14 protein-coding genes and 3 tRNA genes are annotated in these 17,973 nt (G+C 70.8%); 8 read left to right on the top strand and 9 right to left on the bottom strand.

Features of this window, described 5'->3' with window-relative positions; all coding sequences use genetic code 11:
• Position 1 precedes the first annotated feature (1 nt).
• The 3 genes from ACIQRW_RS26935 to ACIQRW_RS26925 are packed head-to-tail and all read left to right on the top strand — an operon-like array spanning position 2 to position 1,798.
• Positions 2 to 262: a multiubiquitin domain-containing protein gene (locus ACIQRW_RS26935; RefSeq protein ID WP_403764801.1), complete on the top strand. Its 261-nt coding sequence runs from the start codon at positions 2 to 4 to the stop codon at positions 260 to 262.
• A complete protein-coding gene (locus tag ACIQRW_RS26930) occupies positions 237 to 1,400 on the top strand; it encodes a ThiF family adenylyltransferase (protein ID WP_403764799.1) in 1,164 nt (387 codons plus the stop codon). The genes ACIQRW_RS26935 and ACIQRW_RS26930 overlap by 26 nt, the downstream gene beginning before the upstream one ends.
• A 50-nt stretch (positions 1,401 to 1,450) precedes the next feature.
• Complete coding sequence (locus tag ACIQRW_RS26925; protein ID WP_403765103.1) at positions 1,451 to 1,798, top strand: DUF6527 family protein; 348 nt, start codon at positions 1,451 to 1,453, stop codon at positions 1,796 to 1,798.
• Between the two features lie 73 nt (positions 1,799 to 1,871).
• On the opposite strand, the gene ACIQRW_RS26920 is transcribed toward ACIQRW_RS26925, so the two are convergent.
• The 4 genes from ACIQRW_RS26920 to ACIQRW_RS26905 all read right to left on the bottom strand — a co-directional run bounded on the left by ACIQRW_RS26920 (position 1,872) and on the right by ACIQRW_RS26905 (position 3,669).
• Positions 1,872 to 3,107, bottom strand: a complete 1,236-nt coding sequence (locus tag ACIQRW_RS26920) for a tyrosine-type recombinase/integrase (RefSeq protein ID WP_403764797.1) — start codon at positions 3,105 to 3,107, stop codon at positions 1,872 to 1,874.
• A gap of 104 nt (positions 3,108 to 3,211) precedes the next feature.
• Positions 3,212 to 3,285 (bottom strand) — tRNA-Ile (locus tag ACIQRW_RS26915).
• Positions 3,286 to 3,518: 233 nt separating this feature from the next.
• Positions 3,519 to 3,591 (bottom strand) — tRNA-Asn (locus ACIQRW_RS26910).
• A gap of 5 nt (positions 3,592 to 3,596) precedes the next feature.
• Positions 3,597 to 3,669: transfer RNA gene (locus ACIQRW_RS26905), tRNA-Asn, on the bottom strand.
• Positions 3,670 to 3,851: 182 nt separating this feature from the next.
• Here ACIQRW_RS26905 and ACIQRW_RS26900 point away from each other — a divergent pair.
• The 4 genes from ACIQRW_RS26900 (at position 3,852) to ACIQRW_RS26885 (ending at position 9,543) form a co-directional block, all read left to right on the top strand.
• On the top strand, positions 3,852 to 4,157 hold the full coding sequence (locus ACIQRW_RS26900; protein WP_032791199.1) for a hypothetical protein: 306 nt from the start codon (positions 3,852 to 3,854) through the stop codon (positions 4,155 to 4,157).
• A 66-nt stretch (positions 4,158 to 4,223) separates the two neighbouring features.
• Entirely contained in the window at positions 4,224 to 5,675 is a 1,452-nt protein-coding gene (locus tag ACIQRW_RS26895; RefSeq protein ID WP_403764795.1) for an FGGY family carbohydrate kinase, read from the top strand.
• A 206-nt stretch (positions 5,676 to 5,881) separates the two neighbouring features.
• Complete coding sequence (locus tag ACIQRW_RS26890; RefSeq protein WP_403764793.1) at positions 5,882 to 7,615, top strand: ABC transporter ATP-binding protein; 1,734 nt, start codon at positions 5,882 to 5,884, stop codon at positions 7,613 to 7,615.
• Positions 7,615 to 9,543, top strand: a complete 1,929-nt coding sequence (locus ACIQRW_RS26885) for an ABC transporter ATP-binding protein (protein ID WP_403764791.1) — start codon at positions 7,615 to 7,617, stop codon at positions 9,541 to 9,543. Before ACIQRW_RS26890 ends, ACIQRW_RS26885 begins: the two co-directional genes overlap by 1 nt.
• A gap of 15 nt (positions 9,544 to 9,558) precedes the next feature.
• On the opposite strand, the gene ACIQRW_RS26880 is transcribed toward ACIQRW_RS26885, so the two are convergent.
• The 5 genes from ACIQRW_RS26880 to ACIQRW_RS26860 form a co-directional block, all read right to left on the bottom strand.
• On the bottom strand, positions 9,559 to 10,650 hold the full coding sequence (locus ACIQRW_RS26880; RefSeq protein ID WP_403764789.1) for an RNA polymerase sigma factor: 1,092 nt from the start codon (positions 10,648 to 10,650) through the stop codon (positions 9,559 to 9,561).
• A 205-nt stretch (positions 10,651 to 10,855) separates the two neighbouring features.
• A complete protein-coding gene (gene dnaG, locus ACIQRW_RS26875; RefSeq protein ID WP_403764787.1) occupies positions 10,856 to 12,772 on the bottom strand; it encodes a DNA primase in 1,917 nt (638 codons plus the stop codon).
• 93 nt (positions 12,773 to 12,865) lie between these two features.
• Complete coding sequence (locus ACIQRW_RS26870) at positions 12,866 to 14,125, bottom strand: NAD(P)/FAD-dependent oxidoreductase (RefSeq protein ID WP_403764785.1); 1,260 nt, start codon at positions 14,123 to 14,125, stop codon at positions 12,866 to 12,868.
• Positions 14,126 to 14,250: 125 nt separating this feature from the next.
• Positions 14,251 to 15,600, bottom strand: coding sequence for a deoxyguanosinetriphosphate triphosphohydrolase (locus tag ACIQRW_RS26865; protein ID WP_403764783.1), 1,350 nt, complete (start codon positions 15,598 to 15,600; stop codon positions 14,251 to 14,253).
• Between the two features lie 53 nt (positions 15,601 to 15,653).
• Complete coding sequence (locus tag ACIQRW_RS26860; RefSeq protein ID WP_403764781.1) at positions 15,654 to 16,592, bottom strand: sirohydrochlorin chelatase; 939 nt, start codon at positions 16,590 to 16,592, stop codon at positions 15,654 to 15,656.
• Positions 16,593 to 16,831: 239 nt separating this feature from the next.
• Here ACIQRW_RS26860 and ACIQRW_RS26855 point away from each other — a divergent pair, with 239 nt between their 5' ends.
• On the top strand, positions 16,832 to 17,740 hold the full coding sequence (locus ACIQRW_RS26855) for a vancomycin high temperature exclusion protein (RefSeq protein WP_403764780.1): 909 nt from the start codon (positions 16,832 to 16,834) through the stop codon (positions 17,738 to 17,740).
• Positions 17,741 to 17,973 lie beyond the last annotated feature (233 nt).

The following is a 17,973-nucleotide window of genomic DNA, read 5'->3' as shown; positions in this document are numbered from 1 at the left end:
AATGCCGCAGGAGAGCCACGGGCCCAAGCCCGTCACGATCATCATCAACGCCCGCCCGCACACGTGGGAGGCCAAGGAGATCACTTACGAGCAGGTCGTCGAGCTCGCCTACCCGGGCCAGCCGCCGAACGACCAGGACACCTACACCGTCCGCTACAGCCGCGGGCACCACGGGCATGGAACGGGCAGCCTGACCGCCGGCCACGACGTGCGAGTGAAGAAGGAGATGGTCTTCGATGTCTACCGCACTTCTCGCTCGTGACCCCGACCTCTCACGCCTTCTCGACGACGGCTACAACGTCGTCCTCCAGGCGGGTCACATCATCGTCCGGATCCCGTACGTCACTGAGAGCCGCACCGTCGAGCACGGCTTCCTCGCCCACCCCGTCACCGTCGCCGGAGACCGTCTCGTCTCCGGTACCGACCACCGCATCTGGTTCGGCGGCTCCACCCCCTGCGACGAACACAGCCGCCCCCTGCCCCTCGCCAACCCGGACCCCAGGGTGATCGCCGATGGTATGCAGGCGAACTTCATGCTTTCCAGTAAGCCCCCGATTGGTTACCCCGACCAGTACACGAAGATCACCGCATACGTGCGGATCGTCGCTGACCACGCTCACGCCCTCGACACCTCAGCTACGCCCACCCCCGGCGCGGCATGGCAGGAGATCGACGACGATAGTCCCTTCGCCTACCGCGACACCGCCACGTCCCGCGCCGGCATCTCGGCCGTCAACCGCCGGTTCAGAGGTCACCGCGTCGTGATCATCGGCCTCGGAGGCAGCGGAAGCTACATTCTCGACCAAGTCGCCAAGACCGAGGTCGACTCGATCCTCGTCATCGACGGCGACACCTTCGACAACCACAACGCCTTCCGCGCGCCCGGTGCCGCTACCCTCGACACTCTGCGCGAACGCCCGCTCAAGGCAACCTACTTCGCTTCGGTCTACGCCCATATGCACCAGGGTGTAACCGCCTGCCCGAAGTACCTCGACGAGGACAATCTCGACCTCCTTGAAGGAGCGACGTTCGCGTTCCTCGCCTCCGACGACGCCACCAGCAAACCGGCCATCATCGACTGGCTTGATGCCCACGACGTGCCCTTCATCGACGTCGGCATGGGTATCGAAGAAATCGACGGGCGTCTCAGCGGACTCCTCCGGGTCACCACAAGCCTCCCCGGGCGCCGAGAAGCCGCCCGCGCTCGCATTCCCCGGCCAGCACCCGAACGTGACGCCTATGCAAGCAACATCCAGACCGCGGACCTCAACGCGCTCAATGCCGCCTTGGCCGTCATCCGCTGGAAACGCTCCCTCGATATCTACGCCGACGCCACCGGCGAGAGCCACACCACCTACTCACTGATCACCAACGAGATTGCCAACGAGGATCTGTCGTGACGAGGCAGGACACCCTGCGGCCGGTCTTCACCGAGACGTTTCCCTCAACGATGGACACAGGCGTGCTCTACGTCTCGGTCGCTTACCGCACATGCGGCCACCTATGCTGCTGCGGATGTGGCCAAGAAGTCGTCACACCCCTGTCACCGGCCCAGTGGTCTTTTACCTATGACGGCGAGACCGTGTCCCTTGCCCCCTCGATCGGCAACTGGTCACTCCCGTGCCAATCGCACTACTGGATCCGTAACGGCCACGTCCGCTGGAGCCGCCGGTACTCGCCAGCGGAAATCGGTGAAAATCGGGACCGAGACCGCCGCCTACTGACCCAAGACGCGGGGGCCTCCGGGCCCTCGCAGCCCTCCAGGTTCCGCCGCCTTCTGCGATTTTGGCGCGCGTAGGCCAGAAAGCGGAAGCAGTGGGAAGCCGGACATCCCGAAGGGTGTCCGGCTTCGTGGCCTTCCTCAAGCGACTTCAGGCTGCCTCGGTCACGGCCTGCGGGACCGCGGCTCCCATCGCCCACTCGACGGCTGCCACGACCTCGTCGTCCGACGCCTCCAGTAGGTGTCCATACCGGTCGACGGTCGTCGTGATTGACTCGTGGCCGAGGCGAGCCTGGATCACCGGCAGCGGGACCTTGCCGGCGATGAGCCACGAAGCATGCGTGTGACGGAGGTCGTGGATCCTCGGCCTCTTGGTGAGCCCAGCGGTGTTGGCCGCGTCGAGGGCGGGCTTCCAGCGGTGCGCGTGGAACACGCCGGAGTGCCACGCTCCCCCTTCGGGGGCGGTGAATATCAGGTCGGTCGGCTTCTTCCCCTGACATCGCCTCTGGAACAGCTTTACCTGCTCTGGCGTGAGCACGAGGGTGCGACGTGACTTCTTCGTCTTGGGGGCGCCGAGGAACGTTCCGCCCTCGCCGCGCCTCTTCCAGGCCCGCTGCACGCGGAGCGTCGGCCTCTTCCCCACCAGCGTGAAGTCGCGGGGCTGGAGCGCCGTGATCTCGCCCCAGCGGAGCCCGGTGCTCACCAGAGCATCGACGATGTCCAGAGCGTCCGCCCGTACATGCTGCCGAAGGACGGCGTACTCGTCGGGTTCAAGGAAGACCTCGTCGTCCTCCGTGTCGTTTCCCTTGGGCAGCCGGGTGTGCGCGCAGGGATTCGAGTCGCGCAGCGGCGGATCGGAGGTCACGGCCGACTGGAGAATGCTGAACAGCAGGCCATGCAGGTTCGCGATCGTCTTCGCGGCATACGGTCGGCGTTCGGTTCCGGCAGGATGCAGCGGACCAGGCTTGCCACCTTGCAGGTCGAGGATCCACTGACTGATGTGGGCACGGGTGAACCGCGGACCCCGGTCGGAGACCGACAACTCCGCGAACCACGGAATCAGGTGGTTATCGATGAATCTGGTGTAGTTCGTACGCGTGTGGTCCGATATATCGGTGAGCAGACCTACGTAGGCGTGTGCATACACGGCGAACATCTCGGCATCAGGCACCGCCGGTTCGTCAGGCTTGACGAAGCCCTTGCCCTTGATCCACCCCGGAGGCCATTGCTGTCCGTGACCGTTCACCAAGTCTCGAAAGCGTTCCGCCGGGTCGGGATCATCGAAGGTCTCGTTGCACCACGCGCCAGCGCGGCCGCCCCCGGCCCGCCAATAGACGATGTGCGAGGCCCCTCCGGAGCTCAGTTTCTTTGTCTTGATGTAGGCCATGAAGACAAGCGTACGAGGGCCCCGTGCGGTACTCGTGCGGTACCGCGCCTGCCCGACGACTCATCAATCGGGTGAACCTGCAGGTCACGACGTTTCTGCTGGAGTGGGGCGGGTGGGACTCGAACCCACGGCCGACGGATTATGAGTCCGCTGCTCTAACCGGCTGAGCTACCGCCCCGTTTCGGCGTGGCGCGTACAAGTGTGCGCACCGTCTGCCGCAGCATAGCCGGTCATACGATCTCTCGCTTCGGATGGCCGACTTCACCTGATCTTGAGGACGGCGCTGCGTGCTGCCCGGTTGCAGGCGAGATCAAGGAGACCCGAAAGAGTCACTCCGGGGCCCCTCGTGGCCCCGGCAAGGCATCGGCCGGGCACGCGAAAGAGGACCCCGAAGGGCCCTCTTCCGTTCCGCTCCCCCGACTGGACTCGAACCAGTAACCCTCCGGTTAACAGCCGAATGCTCTGCCAATTGAGCTACAGGGGATCGCGCTCCCCCGACTGGACTCGAACCAGTAACCTGCCGGTTAACAGCCGGCTGCTCTGCCAATTGAGCTACAGGGGATTGCTGCGTCGCTGCGAAAACTTACCTGCCTGGCGGCTGCCGGGCGGCGCGCGTTCGCTGCGACACATACATTAGCGCAAGCAGGGGGGTGCTCCGCCAATCGGTATCGCCCGGGGTGATCTCGGGTGGTCGCGGGTAGGCGGGCTGCACACGTCGCACGAAGCGTAGGAAGGGTGGCAGCCATGCGGTACCGGCTCACGTTCATCGCCGGAGTGGCCCTCGGTTACGTGCTCGGCACGCGAGCCGGGCGCGAGCGTTACGAGCAGTTGAAGAAGTCGGCCCGGCAGTTCACGGAGAACCCCGCCGTGCGCAACGCCGCCGAGAGCGCCGCGCACAGCGGACGGGACTTCGCGGGCAAGGCGTACCACTCGGTCAGCGAGAAGGTCGGGGACAAGGTGCCCGCCTCCGTCGCCGAGCGGGTCCGGTCGCTGCGGGACCGCAGCAGCCAGAACGGCTTCGAGGACGACTGGGGGACCACCAACACCTAGGGCCCGGGGTCCTGCTGCGTACGGCGGCGGTTACCGGTAAGTCGCGGGGTGCGGCAGAATCTCCCCATGGGCATAGTCGCGGGGTTGGACAGTTCTTCCGCCTTCACTCACATCGTCGTCTGTGACACGGACTCGGGTGCCGTGCTCCGGGAGGGGTACGCCGCCCATCCGGTCGAGGCCAAGGCCACCGAGGTCGATCCGCAGGCCTGGCTGCTCTCGCTCGGCGAGGCGGCCTCCGGCGGGCTGCTCGAAGGCGTGCAGGCCATCGGGGTCTCCGCGCAGCAGCACGGGCTCGTACCGCTGGACCAGCAGGGCAACCTCGTGCGTCCCGCCCTGCTCGGCAACGACCGGCGGGCGCAGGTCGCCGCGGCCGATCTCGTCGACGCGCTGGGCGGGCGAGGGGCCTGGGCGGAAGCCGTCGGGGCCGTGCCGGGGGCCGCGCAGCCGGTGGCGAAGCTGCGCTGGCTGGCGCGGAACGAGCCGGAGAACGCCCAGCGGGTGGCCGCCGTGCTCCAGCCGCACGACTGGCTCGTGTGGCAGCTGCTGGGCCGGCCCGCCCGGCGGACCACGGACCGGGGCGCGGCCTCGGGCACCGGCTACTGGTCGGCCGGGTCCGCCGCCTACCGGCCCGATCTGGTCGAGCTGGCCCTCGGCCACTCCGCCGGGCTGCCCGAGGTGCTCGGCCCCGCCGACTCCGCCGGGATGACCCCGGAAGGGCTGCTGATCTCCGCGGGCACCGGCGAGACCATGGCCGCGGCCTTCGGGCTCGGGGTGGCGGTGGGCGACGCGGTGGTGTCGCTGGGGGCCTCCGGGTCCGTGATGGCGGTGCACCACGAGGCGCTCGCCGACCCGAACGGGATGATCACCTCGTTCGCCGACGCCACCGGGATGCATCTGCCGGTGGTGCACCTCTCCAATGCCGTGCGTGCGCTGCGCGGGACCGCCGAGATGCTGGACGTGGAGGGGCTGGAGGAGCTGTCCGCGCTGGCGCTGAAGTCGACGCCGGGGGCCTCCGGGCTGGTGCTGCTGCCGTATCTGGAGGGCGAGCGCACCCCGCAGCTCCCGCACACCGCGGGCACGCTGAGCGGATTGCGGCGCGAGTCGATGAAGCCGGAGCATCTGGCGCGGGCCGCGTTCGAGGGGATGCTGTGCTCGCTGGCCGACGCCCTCGACGTCCTGCGGGGGCGGGGGGTGGAGGTGCGGCGCGTCTTCCTGCTCGGCGCCGCCGCCGAGCTGCCCGCCGTGCAGGCCCTGGCTCCGGCGGTGTTCGGCACGCAGGTCGTGGTGCCGCAGCCCGCCCAGTACGCGGCGATCGGCGCGGCCCGGCAGGCAGCGTGGGCGCTCGGGGTCTCGCAGGGCTCCCTCGACCCGCGTACTCCCCCGGCCTGGCAGGGTGCGGCGGCCCAGGTGCTGGAGCCCGGTGACGAGCTGGCGGTGGGCGGTGCGGTGCGTCAGCAGTACGCGGCGACCCGGGACCAGATCCACCCCGGGGCCTTCGGCGGAGCGCACCCGGAGTAGGCCCGGACCCGCGCGCGTCGCGCCCGGCGCGGGCCCGTTCGGTGCGCGCCCGCGCGCACCCGGCGTGAGTCCGTGGTTCCGGAGCGCGGGGGTCTCTGCGGGCGCTCCAGGTTTGACCTGGGCTTGGCGAAAAGGGTTCGCCCTTCGAGTACGGCGTACGCGAAACTGGGGCGGCCTCTGCCTTCCGCCGATTCCGAGAGACCCGCGTGCTCATAAAACTCCTGCGGACCCATTTGGGTCCGTACAAGAAACCCATCGTGCTGCTGGTGTTCCTCCAGCTGCTCCAGACCTGCGCCACGCTGTATCTGCCCAGTCTGAACGCCGACATCATCGACAACGGTGTCGTCACGGGCGACACCGGCTACATCCTGGAGTTCGGCGGTCTGATGATCGCCGTCAGTGTTCTGCAGGTGCTGTGCAATGTGGGAGCCGTCTACTACGGGGCGCGCACCGCCTCCGCCCTCGGGCGCGATGTGCGGGCCGCCGTCTTCGACCGGGTGCAGTCCTTCTCGGCCCGTGAGCTCGGGCGCTTCGGGGCGCCCTCGCTGATCACCCGGACCACCAACGACGTCCAGCAGATCCAGATGCTGGTGCTGCTGGCGTTCACCCTGATGGTGTCGGCCCCGATCATGTGCGTCGGCGGCATCATCATGGCGCTCGGCCTGGATGTGCCGCTCTCCGCCGTGCTGCTGGCGGTCGTGCCGGTGCTCGGTGTCTCGGTCGGCCTCATCGTCCGGAAGATGGGACCGCTGTTCCGCACCATGCAGGAGCGGCTGGACGGGGTGAACCGGGTGCTGCGCGAGCAGATCACCGGCAACCGGGTCATCCGCGCCTTCGTCCGGGACGGGTACGAGGAGAAGCGGTTCCGGGGCGCCAACACCGAGCTGACCGATGTGTCGGTGGCGACCGGGCGGCTGATGGCGCTGATGTTCCCGACCGTGATGACGGTGGTCAACCTGTCGTCGGTCGCGGTGGTGTGGTTCGGCGCGCACCGCATCGACAGCGGCGGGATGCAGATCGGCGCGCTGACCGCGTTCCTCGCCTATCTGATGCAGATCGTGATGGCCGTGATGATGGCCACGTTCATGTTCATGATGGTGCCGCGCGCCGAGGTGTGCGCCGAGCGCGTCGAGGAGGTCCTCGGGACCGAGTCGAGTGTGGTGCCTCCCGTCGCTCCGGTGACCGAGCTGCGGCGGCACGGGCATCTGGAGGTGCGGGGCGCCGAGTTCCGCTATCCGGGCGCGGAGGAGCCGGTGTTGCGAGCCGTGGAGCTGGTGGCCCGGCCCGGGGAGACGACCGCGGTCATCGGGTCGACGGGAAGCGGGAAGTCCACGCTGCTCGGGCTCGTACCCCGGCTGTTCGATGTGACGGACGGCGAGGTGCTGGTCGACGGCGAGGACGTGCGGACGCTGGATCCGGTGCTGCTGGCGAAGACGGTGTCCCTGGTGCCGCAGAAGCCGTACCTCTTCTCGGGGACGGTCGCGACGAACCTGCGGTACGGGAATCCGGACGCCACCGACGAGGAGCTGTGGCACGCGCTGGAGGTGGCGCAGGCCAAGGAGTTCGTCGAGGCGCTGGAACACGGTCTCGACGCGCCGATCGCGCAGGGCGGTACCAATGTGTCCGGCGGTCAGCGGCAGCGGCTCGCCATCGCCCGGACGCTGGTGCAGCGCCCGGAGATCTATCTGTTCGACGACTCGTTCTCCGCGCTGGACTACGCGACCGACGCCGCGCTGCGGGCGGCGCTGGGGCGGGAGACGGCCGGGGCGACCGTGGTGATCGTGGCGCAGCGGGTGTCCACCATCCGTGACGCGGACCGGATCCTGGTGCTGGACGAGGGACGGGTCGTGGGGACCGGCACCCATCACGAGCTGATGGCCGGCAACGAAACATACCGGGAGATCGTGCTCTCCCAGCTGACGGAAGCGGAGGCCGCGTAATGGCCGGTCCGGGCGGACGGATGATGGCCGGGGGCGCGCCCACCGACCGGTCGATGGACTTCAAGGGGTCGAGCAAGCGGCTGCTGCGACGGTTCGGCCGGGAGAAGTCCTCGCTGTGGCTGATGCTGGCCGCCGTGACGGTGAGCGTCGCGTTGTCGGTGGCCGGTCCGAAGATCCTCGGGAAGGCGACGGACCTGATCTTCGCCGGTGTGGTCGGGCGCCAAATGCCCGAGGGCACGACGAAGGCGCAGGCGATCGAGGGGCTGCGGGAGAAGGGCAGCGGCTCCATGGCCGACATGCTCTCGGGGGTGAACTTCACCCCGGGCGAGGGCATCGACTTCGGGGCGGTGGGGAACGTCCTGCTGGTGGCCCTGGTGATCTATGTCGGGGCCGGGCTGCTGATGCTGGTCTCCACACGGCTGTCGATCCGGGTGATCAACCGGATCGTGTTCCAGCTGCGGGAGGACCTCCAGACGAAGCTGGCGCGGCTGCCGCTGTCGTACTTCGACCGGGCCAAGCGCGGTGACGTGCTGAGCCGGGCGACGAACGACATCGACAACATCTCGCAGACGCTCCAGCAGACGATGGGGCAGCTCATCAACTCCCTGCTGACGATCGTCGGCGTGCTGGTCGTGATGTTCTGGATCTCGCCGCTGCTGGCCCTGGTCGCGCTGGTGACGGTCCCGTTGTCGGTGGTCGTGGCGACACAGGTCGGCAAGCGGTCGCAGCCGCAGTTCGTGCAGCAGTGGCGGGTGACGGGGACGCTCAACGCCCACATCGAGGAGATGTACACCGGGCACACCCTGGTGAAGGTCTTCGGCCGGCAGGAGGAGTCCGCGCGGGACTTCGCCGAGCAGAACGAGGCGCTGTACGAGGCGGGGTTCAAGGCCCAGTTCGCCAGCGGGCTCATGCAGCCCCTGATGTTCTTCATCTCGAACATCAACTATGTGCTGGTCGCGGTGGTCGGCGGGCTCCGGGTCGCCTCGGGCACGCTGTCGATCGGTGACGTGCAGGCGTTCATCCAGTACTCGCGGCAGTTCTCGATGCCGCTGACGCAGGTCGCCTCGATGGCCAACCTGGTGCAGTCCGGCATCGCTTCGGCGGAGCGGGTCTTCGAGCTGCTGGACGCCGAGGAGCAGGACGCGGATCCGGAGCACGGCGAGCGCCCGGAGCGGTTGGAGGGCCGGGTCTCGCTGGAGAAGGTGGCCTTCCGCTACGACCCGGAGAAGCCGCTGATCGAGGATCTGTCGTTGAGCGTGGAGCCGGGGCAGACCGTCGCGATCGTCGGTCCGACCGGGGCCGGCAAGACGACGCTGGTCAACCTGCTGATGCGGTTCTACGAGGTGACCGGCGGGCGGATCGCGCTCGACGGGGTCGACGTGGCGAAGATGTCCCGGGACGATCTGCGGTCCTCCATCGGCATGGTGCTCCAGGACACCTGGCTGTTCGGCGGGACGATCGCGGAGAACATCGCGTACGGCGCTTCGCGCGAGGTCACCCGGGAGGAGATCGAGGAGGCGGCCCGGGCGGCGCACGCGGACCGGTTCATCCGGACGCTGCCCGACGGGTACGACTCGGTGATCGACGACGACGGCTCCGGGGTCAGCGCGGGCGAGAAGCAGCTGATCACCATCGCGCGGGCGTTCCTGTCCGACCCGGTGATCCTGGTCCTCGACGAGGCGACCAGCTCGGTGGACACCCGGACCGAGGTGCTGATCCAGAAGGCGATGGCGCGCCTGGCCCACGGGCGTACGTCGTTCGTGATCGCGCACCGGCTCTCCACGATCCGGGACGCGGACGTGATCCTGGTGATGGAGAACGGGTCGATCGTCGAACAGGGCACGCACGAGGGGCTGTTGGCGGCCAAGGGCGCTTACGCCCGGCTGTACGCCGCCCAGTTCGCGGAGGCGCTGGCCGAGGTGGACTGACGGCCCTCGCGTGGATCAGTCGAGGTAGCCGCGGAGTTGGTCGGCGAAGGCGTGGTCCCGCAGCCTGCTGAGGGTCTTGGACTCGATCTGGCGGATGCGTTCGCGCGTCACGCCGAAGATCCGGCCGATCTCCTCCAGGGTGCGGGGCCGCCCGTCCTCCAGGCCGTACCGCAGCTGGACGACCTTGCGTTCGCGTTCGCCGAGGGTGGAGAGCACCGCCTCCAGGTGTTCGCGCAGCAGGAGGAAGGCCGCGGACTCGACGGGTGAGGCGGCGTCGCCGTCCTCGATGAGGTCGCCGAAGGAGACGTCGTCCTCCTCGCCGACGGGGGCGTGCAGGGAGACGGGCTCCTGGGCCAGGCGGAGGACTTCGGTGACCCGGGCGGGCGTCAGGTCGAGCTCGCCGGCGACGTCCTCGGCGCTGGGCTCGACGCCGCGTTCCTGGAGCATCCGGCGCTGGACCCGCACCACGCGGTTGATCAGTTCCACGACATGGACCGGGACGCGGATGGTGCGGGCCTGGTCGGCCAGCGCGCGGGACATGGCCTGGCGGATCCACCAGGTCGCGTACGTGGAGAACTTGTAGCCCCGGGCGTAGTCGAACTTCTCCACGGCCCGGATCAGTCCGAGGTTCCCCTCCTGGACCAGGTCGAGCATGGTCAGCCCGCGGCCCACGTAGCGCTTGGCGACGGAGACGACGAGGCGGAGGTTGGCCTCGATGAGGCGGCGTTTGGCCGTGCGGCCCATCACGACCAGCCGGTCCAGGTCCCCGGCGAGGCGGGAGTCGAGGTCCGGGGTGCCCGCGAGGCGTTCCTCGGCGAAGAGCCCGGCCTCGACGCGGCGGGCGAGTTCGACCTCCTCGGCTGCGGTGAGCAGCGGGATGCGGCCGATCTCGCGCAGATACTGCCGGAACAGGTCGGAGGTGGGGCCGCCGGAGTCCGCCCGGTTCCGCGGCTCCGGGGGGTCGGGGAGGTGCGTCGCTTCCACCATGACTGCCTCGGGTGCGTGTCCGGGCGGGCCGGCTGCGGTCTCCGGGTGGTGCAGGGACCTGTTCTGCGCCGGGATGGCCGCCATGGTCTCGGTCGTGGTCGTCACGGTCCGGGTCTGCACGGGGGCGACCTCCAGGTGATCGCTGCCGGATGACGGGGGGTGGAGGTCTGTCCGGCCCCGAGGTGCTCTCCTGCGGGCCGGTGTGCTCCGATGCCTCAGACATTCCCCAGTGTGGGGTACGACACACGACTGTCACGAGGGGCGTGCGGGGACTTTCTGGTTCCGGTCCGTCACCGGGCGGTTACCCGGTCCGGTCCCGTCGGGCTCAGAGAGCGGCGGCGCCGTGGGCGCGCAGGGACTGGGCGTACTGCTGGAGGACCCAGACCTCGTTCTGCGCGGCGGCCAGGTCCTGGGGCGCCACGTGGCTGCCGAGGCGGGCCAGGCTGCCCTGGACGTCGTTGATGCGGCGGTCCACGGCGCGCAGCCGGACGTGGACGAGCTGCATGCCGGCGTACGTCTCGTCGATGGTCTTGCCGATGAAGACCTCGACGGCGAGCTCCGTGACGAGACTGCGGACGGGGTTGTCGGGGGCGGCGTCCATGACGGCGACCAGATACTCGCGGTTGTCGGCGAGACCCTGTTCGGCGCCGCCCGCCTCCTCGATGCACTGGCGCACGGCGGCGTAGGGCGGGGCGGTGAACTCGTCCACGCCGTACGCGTCGAAGGCCGGGGAGACCAGGGCGGGCTTCTGGAGGGCGAGCTTGAGCAGTTCGCGTTCGGTGCGGTGGGCGGGGCTGCGGAGGTTGAGCGCGGGTCCGGAGAAGCCGGGGGCGGTCTGCTGCGGGGCGCCGCCCCGCGGGCCCTGGGGGCCGCCGCGCCGGCCGCCGCGCTCCCCGTGGTCGCCGCCCTTGTCACGGGCCCAGCGGGCGAGCTGGGCGACGCGGTGGACGACGAACTCCTGGTCGAGGATGCCGACGAACCCGGCGAGCTGGACGGCGACCTCGCGCTGCACGCTGCTCGTCTTGATCTTGGCGACGACGGCGGCGGCCTCGTCGAGGGCGGCGGCGCGGCCGGCCGGGGTCTCCAGGTCGTACCGGCCGACGATCTGGCGCAGGGCGAACTCGAAGAGCGGGGTGCGCGGCTCGACCAGGTCGCGTACGGAGTCGTCGCCCTTGGCGAGCCGCAGGTCGCAGGGGTCCATGCCGTCCGGGGCGATGGCGATGTACGTCTCGGCGGCGAACTTCTGGTCGTCCTCGAAGGCGCGCAGGGCGGCCTTCTGTCCTGCCGAGTCGCCGTCGAAGGTGAAGATGACGCGGGCGCTGCCGTTGTCCATGAGGAGGCGGCGCAGGATCTTGATGTGGTCGTTGCCGAAGGCGGTGCCGCAGGTGGCGATGGCGGTGGTGACCCCGGCGAGGTGGCAGGCCATGACGTCGGTGTAGCCCTCGACGACGACGGCGCGGCTGGCCTTGGCGATGTCCTTCTTCGCCAGGTCGATGCCGTACAGCACCTGGGACTTCTTGTAGATCGGGGTCTCGGGGGTGTTGAGGTACTTCGGGCCGTTGTCGTCGTCGCGCAGCTTGCGGGCGCCGAAGCCGACGATCTCCCCGGCGGTGTCGCTGATGGGCCACATCAGTCGGCCGCGGAAGCGGTCGATGGGGCCGCGGCGGCCGTCCTGGGAGAGGCCGGAGGTGATCAGTTCCTTGTCGCTGAAGCCCTTGCCGCGCAGATAGCGGGTGAGGTGGTCCCAGCCGGCCGGGCTGTAGCCGACGCGGAAGTGGGCGGCGGCGTCCTGGTCGAAGCCGCGCTCGGCGAGGAACTTGCGGCCGATCTCGGCCTCGGGGCTCTCCAGTGCGCGGACGTAGAACTCGGCGGCGGCCTGGTGGGCCTCGATCAGCCGGATGCGTTCGCCGCGCTGGTGGGAGGGGTTGTAGCCGCCCTCCTCGTAGCGCAGGGTGATGCCCGCCTTGGCGGCGAGGCGCTCGACCGTCTCCGAGAAGGAGAGGTGGTCGATCTTCATCACGAAGGCGATCGTGTCGCCGCCCTCCTGGCAGCCGAAGCAGTGGAACAGGCCCTTGCCGGGACTGACCTGGAAGGAGGGGGACTTCTCGTCGTGGAAGGGGCAGAGGCCTTTGAGGTTTCCGCCGCCCGCGTTGCGCAGCTGGAGGTATTCGGACACGACGGAGTCGATCGGGACCGCGTCCCGTACCGCCTTCACGTCGTCGTCATTGATCCTGCCAGCCACGCGTGAAGTCTACGGGTGAGCACGGACAGCCGGACGCGGGGCGGGTGGCCTGCCGGGGTGCGGGCGGCGCCGCCCGCACCCCGTCGGGAGGCGTCAGAGCAGGGAGTCCAGCGGGACCGACGGGTCCCCGAGGGCTTCCGGGTCGTGCTGCCGGCGCTCCCGGATCAGCTCCTGGATCGTTTCGGTGACATCCCACACGTTGACGTTCATCCCGGCCAGGACGCGGCGGTCCTTCAGCCAGAACGCGATGAACTCCCGCTTCCCGGCGTCGCCCCGGATGATCACCTCGTCGTAGGAGCCGGGCGGGGCCCAGCCGGAGTATTCGAGGCCCAGGTCGTACTGGTCGGAGAAGAAGTACGGGACGCGGTCGTAACTCACGTCCTGGCCGAGCATGGCGCGGGCGGCGGCCGGTCCGCCGTTCAGGGCGTTCGCCCAGTGCTCGACGCGCAGTCGGGCGCCCAGCAGCGGGTGGGCGGCGGCGGCGACGTCCCCGGCGGCGTAGATGTGCGGGTCGGAGGTGCGCAGGGAGGCGTCCACGGCGATGCCGCCGCCGTGGGCGCGGTCGGCCATCTCCAGGCCCGCGGCCTCGGCGAGGGCGGAGCGCGGGGCGGCGCCGATCGCGGCGAGCACGTCGTGGGCGGGGTGCTCCTCGCCGTCGTCGGTGCGGGCGGCGAAGACCATGCCGTCCTGGCCGGTGATCTCGGTGAGGCGGGCCCCGAAGTGGAAGCGGACGCCGTGCGCGCGGTGCAGTTCGGTGAAGATCTGGCCCAGCTCGGGGCCGATGACCTGGTGCAGCGGGGTGGGCTCGGCCTCGACGACGGTGACCTCGGCCCCGTAGCCGCGGGCGGCGGCGGCGACCTCCAGGCCGATCCAGCCGGCTCCGGCGATGACCAGGTGGCCGTTGTCGCGGCCGAGGGCGGCGAGCACGTTGCGCAGCCGGTCGGCGTGGGCGAGGCGGCGCAGGTGGTGGACGCCGGCCAGGTCGGTGCCGGGGACGTCCAGGCGGCGCGGTTCGGAGCCGGTGGCCAGCAGCAGCTTGTCGTAGTGGATGACGGTGTTGTCGCCGAGCTGCACGGTCTTCGCGTACCGGTCGAGCACGGTGACCGGCTGGCCGAGGTGCAGTTCGATGTCGGCGCCCGCGTACCAGGGGCGTTCGTGGGTGAAGACGCTGTCGCGTTCGGCCTTGCCGTCCAGGTAGCCCTTGGAGAGCGGCGGCCGTTCGTAGGGGTGGTCGCGCTCGTCGCCGATGAGGATCACCCGGCCGGTGAACCCTTCGGCGCGCAGCGTTTCGGCCGCCTTCGCCCCTGCGAGTCCTGCTCCGACGATGACGAACGTCTGGTGTGCGTCGACCACTTGATGCCTCCTCAGTGCTGTGCTGCGCGGCGCCCCCAGCTGCGAGCGTCCCGCACGCAGCGTGATGGCGAAAGAGGGGGTGCCCGGGACAGGTCACCCCCAGTGGTCAGGTTCCAGTCTGCCGGTCACCCACGACGGGCGGTGAGCGCGGCGTGCAGGGATCGTGCGGAGGCGTCGGTGAGGGCGGCGATCTGGTCGACGAGGACCCGCTTGCGGGCGTGGTCGTCGGGCGCCTGGTCGAACAGGGCGCGGAAGTGCGGTTCCAGGCCTTCGGGGGCGCGGGCGGTGAGGGCGGCGGCCAGCTCGGCGATCACGATGCGCTGGTCGGCGCGGATGGCCTCCTGTTCGGCGCGCTGCATGACGTAACGGTCGGCGACCGCCTTGAGCACCGCGCACTCGTGGCGCACCGCGCGCGGGACGACCAGCTCGGCGCCGTACCGGCCGAGGCGGCCGGGGCCGTACACCGCGCGGGTGGCGGTCTCGGCCTCCGTGCAGAAGCGGCCAATGAGCTGGCTGGTGGCGTCCTTCAGGCGGGCCTGGGCCACGGCGGAGCCGTCGTAGCCGTGCGGCCACCAGTCCTGGTCGATCAGCCGGTCCAGGGCCTCGGACAGCTCCTGGGGGTCGGTGCCGGCGGGGACGTAGCGGCCGATGGCGACGGCCCAGATCTCCTCGCGCTCCGGCTCGGCGTAGAGGCAGTTGGGGTCGATGTGCCCGGCGTGCAGCCCGTCCTCGAAGTCGTGGACGCTGTACGCCACGTCGTCGGACCAGTCCATGACCTGGGCCTCGAAGCAGGTGCGGTCCTCGGGGGCGCCCTCGCGGGCCCACGCGAAGACCGGGACGTCGTCGGCGTACACCCCGAACTTGGCGGAGTGCGGGTCGGTGGGGTGCGCGCCGCGCGGCCAGGGGTACTTGGTGGCGGCGTCCAGGGCGGCCCGGGTGAGGTTGAGGCCGACGCTGACCAGGTCGCCGGTGCGCGGGTCGCGGACGAAGCGCTTGGGTTCCAGGCGGGTCAGCAGGCGCAGCGACTGGGCGTTCCCCTCGAAGCCGCCGCAGTCGGAGGCGAAGTCGTTCAGCGCCTGTTCGCCGTTGTGGCCGAACGGCGGGTGGCCCATGTCGTGGGCCAGGCACGCCGTCTCCACCAGGTCGGGGTCGCAGCCGAGGACCGCGCCCAGCTCGCGGCCGACCTGGGCGCACTCCAGGGAGTGGGTGAGCCGGGTGCGGGGGCTGGCGTCCCAGACGAGGGAGCGGGTGCCGGGCGTCACGACCTGGGTCTTCCCGGCGAGCCGGCGCAGGGCGGCGGAGTGCAGAACCCGGGCGCGGTCGCGCTGGAAGGCGGTGCGGCCGGGGCGCTTGTCCTCCTCGGTGTCGAAGCGCTCGGTGTCGGCGGACCCGTAGGGGCTCGCCCCCCGTCCGCTCGGTGCGCCCTGTGCGCCGTGTGTCCGGTCTGCCCCGTGTGCGCCCTGTGTGCCGTCCATGGTTCCGACAGTAGCGACCGGGACGGACAACGTGGCGGGAGCGGGCCCGGATGTCAGGCGGAAGCGAGCAGGCTCACCGCGTCGGCCGGGGCCGGGGCGCCGTCCGAGGCGGCCCGTGCCTGGTCGTAGCGGTGCAGTACGAGGCGGGCCATCGCCGGGTGGGCGCCGAGCGGGGCGGCGGCCCGGTGCGGTACGGCGTCGGCACAGGCGCTCGCGAAGCGGCCGGGGGCGGTGAAGTACGAGGCGACGAAGGTCCGGTGGCGGCCCCGGGCAGCCAGGGCGCGCAGGGCGGCCGGGACGGTGGGCGTGGCGGCGGAGGCGTACGCGGGGACGACGGGCACGCCGAGGCGCGTCGCGAGCATGCGGGCGGTGTGCCGGGTGTCCTGGGCGGAGTCGGGGTCGCGGGATCCGGCGGCGGCGAGGACCACGGCGGCGCGCCGGCCGCCCTGGTCGGCGGGGTCCCAACCGGCCTCGACGAGCCGCCCGTACAGCGCCTCGACGAGCAGGGGGTGGGGGCCGAGCGGCGCGGCGATCCGGGTGCGTACGCCCGGGGCGGCGGCCGCCCCGGCGGGCAGGTCGTGCTTGACGTGGTGGCCGCGTCCCAGGAGCAGCGGTACGAGGACGGCGTCGGCCCCGCGCAGGCCGTCCAGGGTGTCCGGGAGCAGCGGCCGGTTCAGCTCGATGTGGCCGAGCCGGACGTCGAGGCCGGGGCGCAGGTCGCGCACCCGGTCCAGGAGGGCCAGCACGGTGCGCAGGGCCTCCGGGTCGCGGCTGCCATGCGCTACGGCGACCAGGGACGGGGCGGAGGCTCCGGGCCGCTCCTCCGCGGGGCGGTCGGGCTGCCGGGTGCGGTACATGGGGCTGCGGGTTCCGTTCCGGGGGACGAGGCTGAGCTGGGCGCCGAGCCGGTCGGTGACGCGGGTGGGGAGGTGCGCGGTGCCATCGGTCATCGGGGGCGACCGGTGGGGCTGTTCGGGGGGCTGCTCCGTCATGGACCGATGGTGCCCGGCGGAGGTTGCCGGGTCGTTGCGCGAGGGTCACAGGCGTTTTCCGCCGCCTCACGGCGGGGGTGGGGGCGGTGTGCGTACGCCGGGGCGGCCCGCTCCCCCACCGGTGTCGGACGCCACAAACGGGGGCGGCCGGCGAACCTTTGCGGCATCCCGGTCGTCAGGTGGGGTGGGGGCAGGTGGCGCGAACGACGCGACGGACAGAGGAACGACAGGGGGGTCTGGTGCGCGGAGAGAACGGCGGGAGCGGGGCGGCGGGGGAGAGACGGACGGTGCGCGGGCGGTGGCCGAAGAGGCTCCGGCTGTCGGTGCGGTCCGCCCGGCGGCAGTCGGCGCGGCCCGTCGCCCCGCTGCCGCCGAAGGGGTTCGCTCTGCGGCTGCCGAAGGGGCTCGCCCTGCGGCTACCGAAGGGGTTCGTCCTGCGGCTGCCGAAGCGGCTCGCCCTGCGGCTTCCGAAGGGGTTCGTCCTGCGGCTGCCCCGCACCCGGCGGGTGCAACGGCGGCTGGTGCAGGGGCTGGTGGCCGCTTGTGTGCTGGCCCTGGTGCCCGCGACCTGGATGCGGCTGGAGGCCGGCGACCGGGTGGGCACGACGGCCGAGGCTCCGGCGCGGGAGGTCGCCGTGGTGTTCGGCGCCGGCCTGTGGAAGGGCCGGCCGACCCCGTACCTCGCGCACCGGCTGGACGCGGCGGCCGAGCTGTACCGCACCGGGAAGGTGAAGGTCGTCCTGGTCACCGGGGACAACAGCCGCGTGGAGTACGACGAGCCGGACGCGATGCGCACGTATCTCACCGGGCGCGGGGTGCCGGACGAGCGGATCGTGAGCGACTACGCCGGGTTCGACTCCTGGGACTCCTGCGTCCGGGCCAAGAAGATCTTCGGGGTCGACCGGGCGGTGCTGGTGAGCCAGGGCTTCCACATCCACCGGGCCGTCACCCTGTGCCGGTCGGCCGGGATCGACGCGTACGGCGTCGGGGTCGACGAGCCACGGGACGCCACCTGGTACTACGGCGGCGCCCGGGAGCTGGCGGCCTCGGGCAAGGCCGCGCTGGACGCCCTGCTCCGGCCCGACCCGCGTTTCCTGGGGCCGGAGGAGCAGGGCGTGACGGAAGCGCTGGCCGCGGGGGCGCGCTGAGCGGGCGTCGCCGGACGGGCTTGAGCGGGGCGGGTGAACTCGGCGACAGGTTCTAGGGAGTGTCCGCAAAGTATCGTCGTCCGCCCTCTGGGCGGGGCCCGCGGCGTCTGGTGCGTGCTCTCGCAAGGCGCCGGAGTGTCCTAGGGCGTGTTTCGAAAGTCCCGCCTGCTCGGCGACGCCTGGCACGCACGCTCGCCGCGTTGTCGGGATCACCCCGATACATCCAGTATCGG

This window comes from Streptomyces sp. NPDC091287, from assembly GCF_044768525.1.
Taxonomy (GTDB): domain Bacteria; phylum Actinomycetota; class Actinomycetes; order Streptomycetales; family Streptomycetaceae; genus Streptomyces.
The sequence above is the reverse complement of the archived record's forward strand: the minus strand, read 5'-3'. Positions and strand labels throughout refer to the sequence as shown.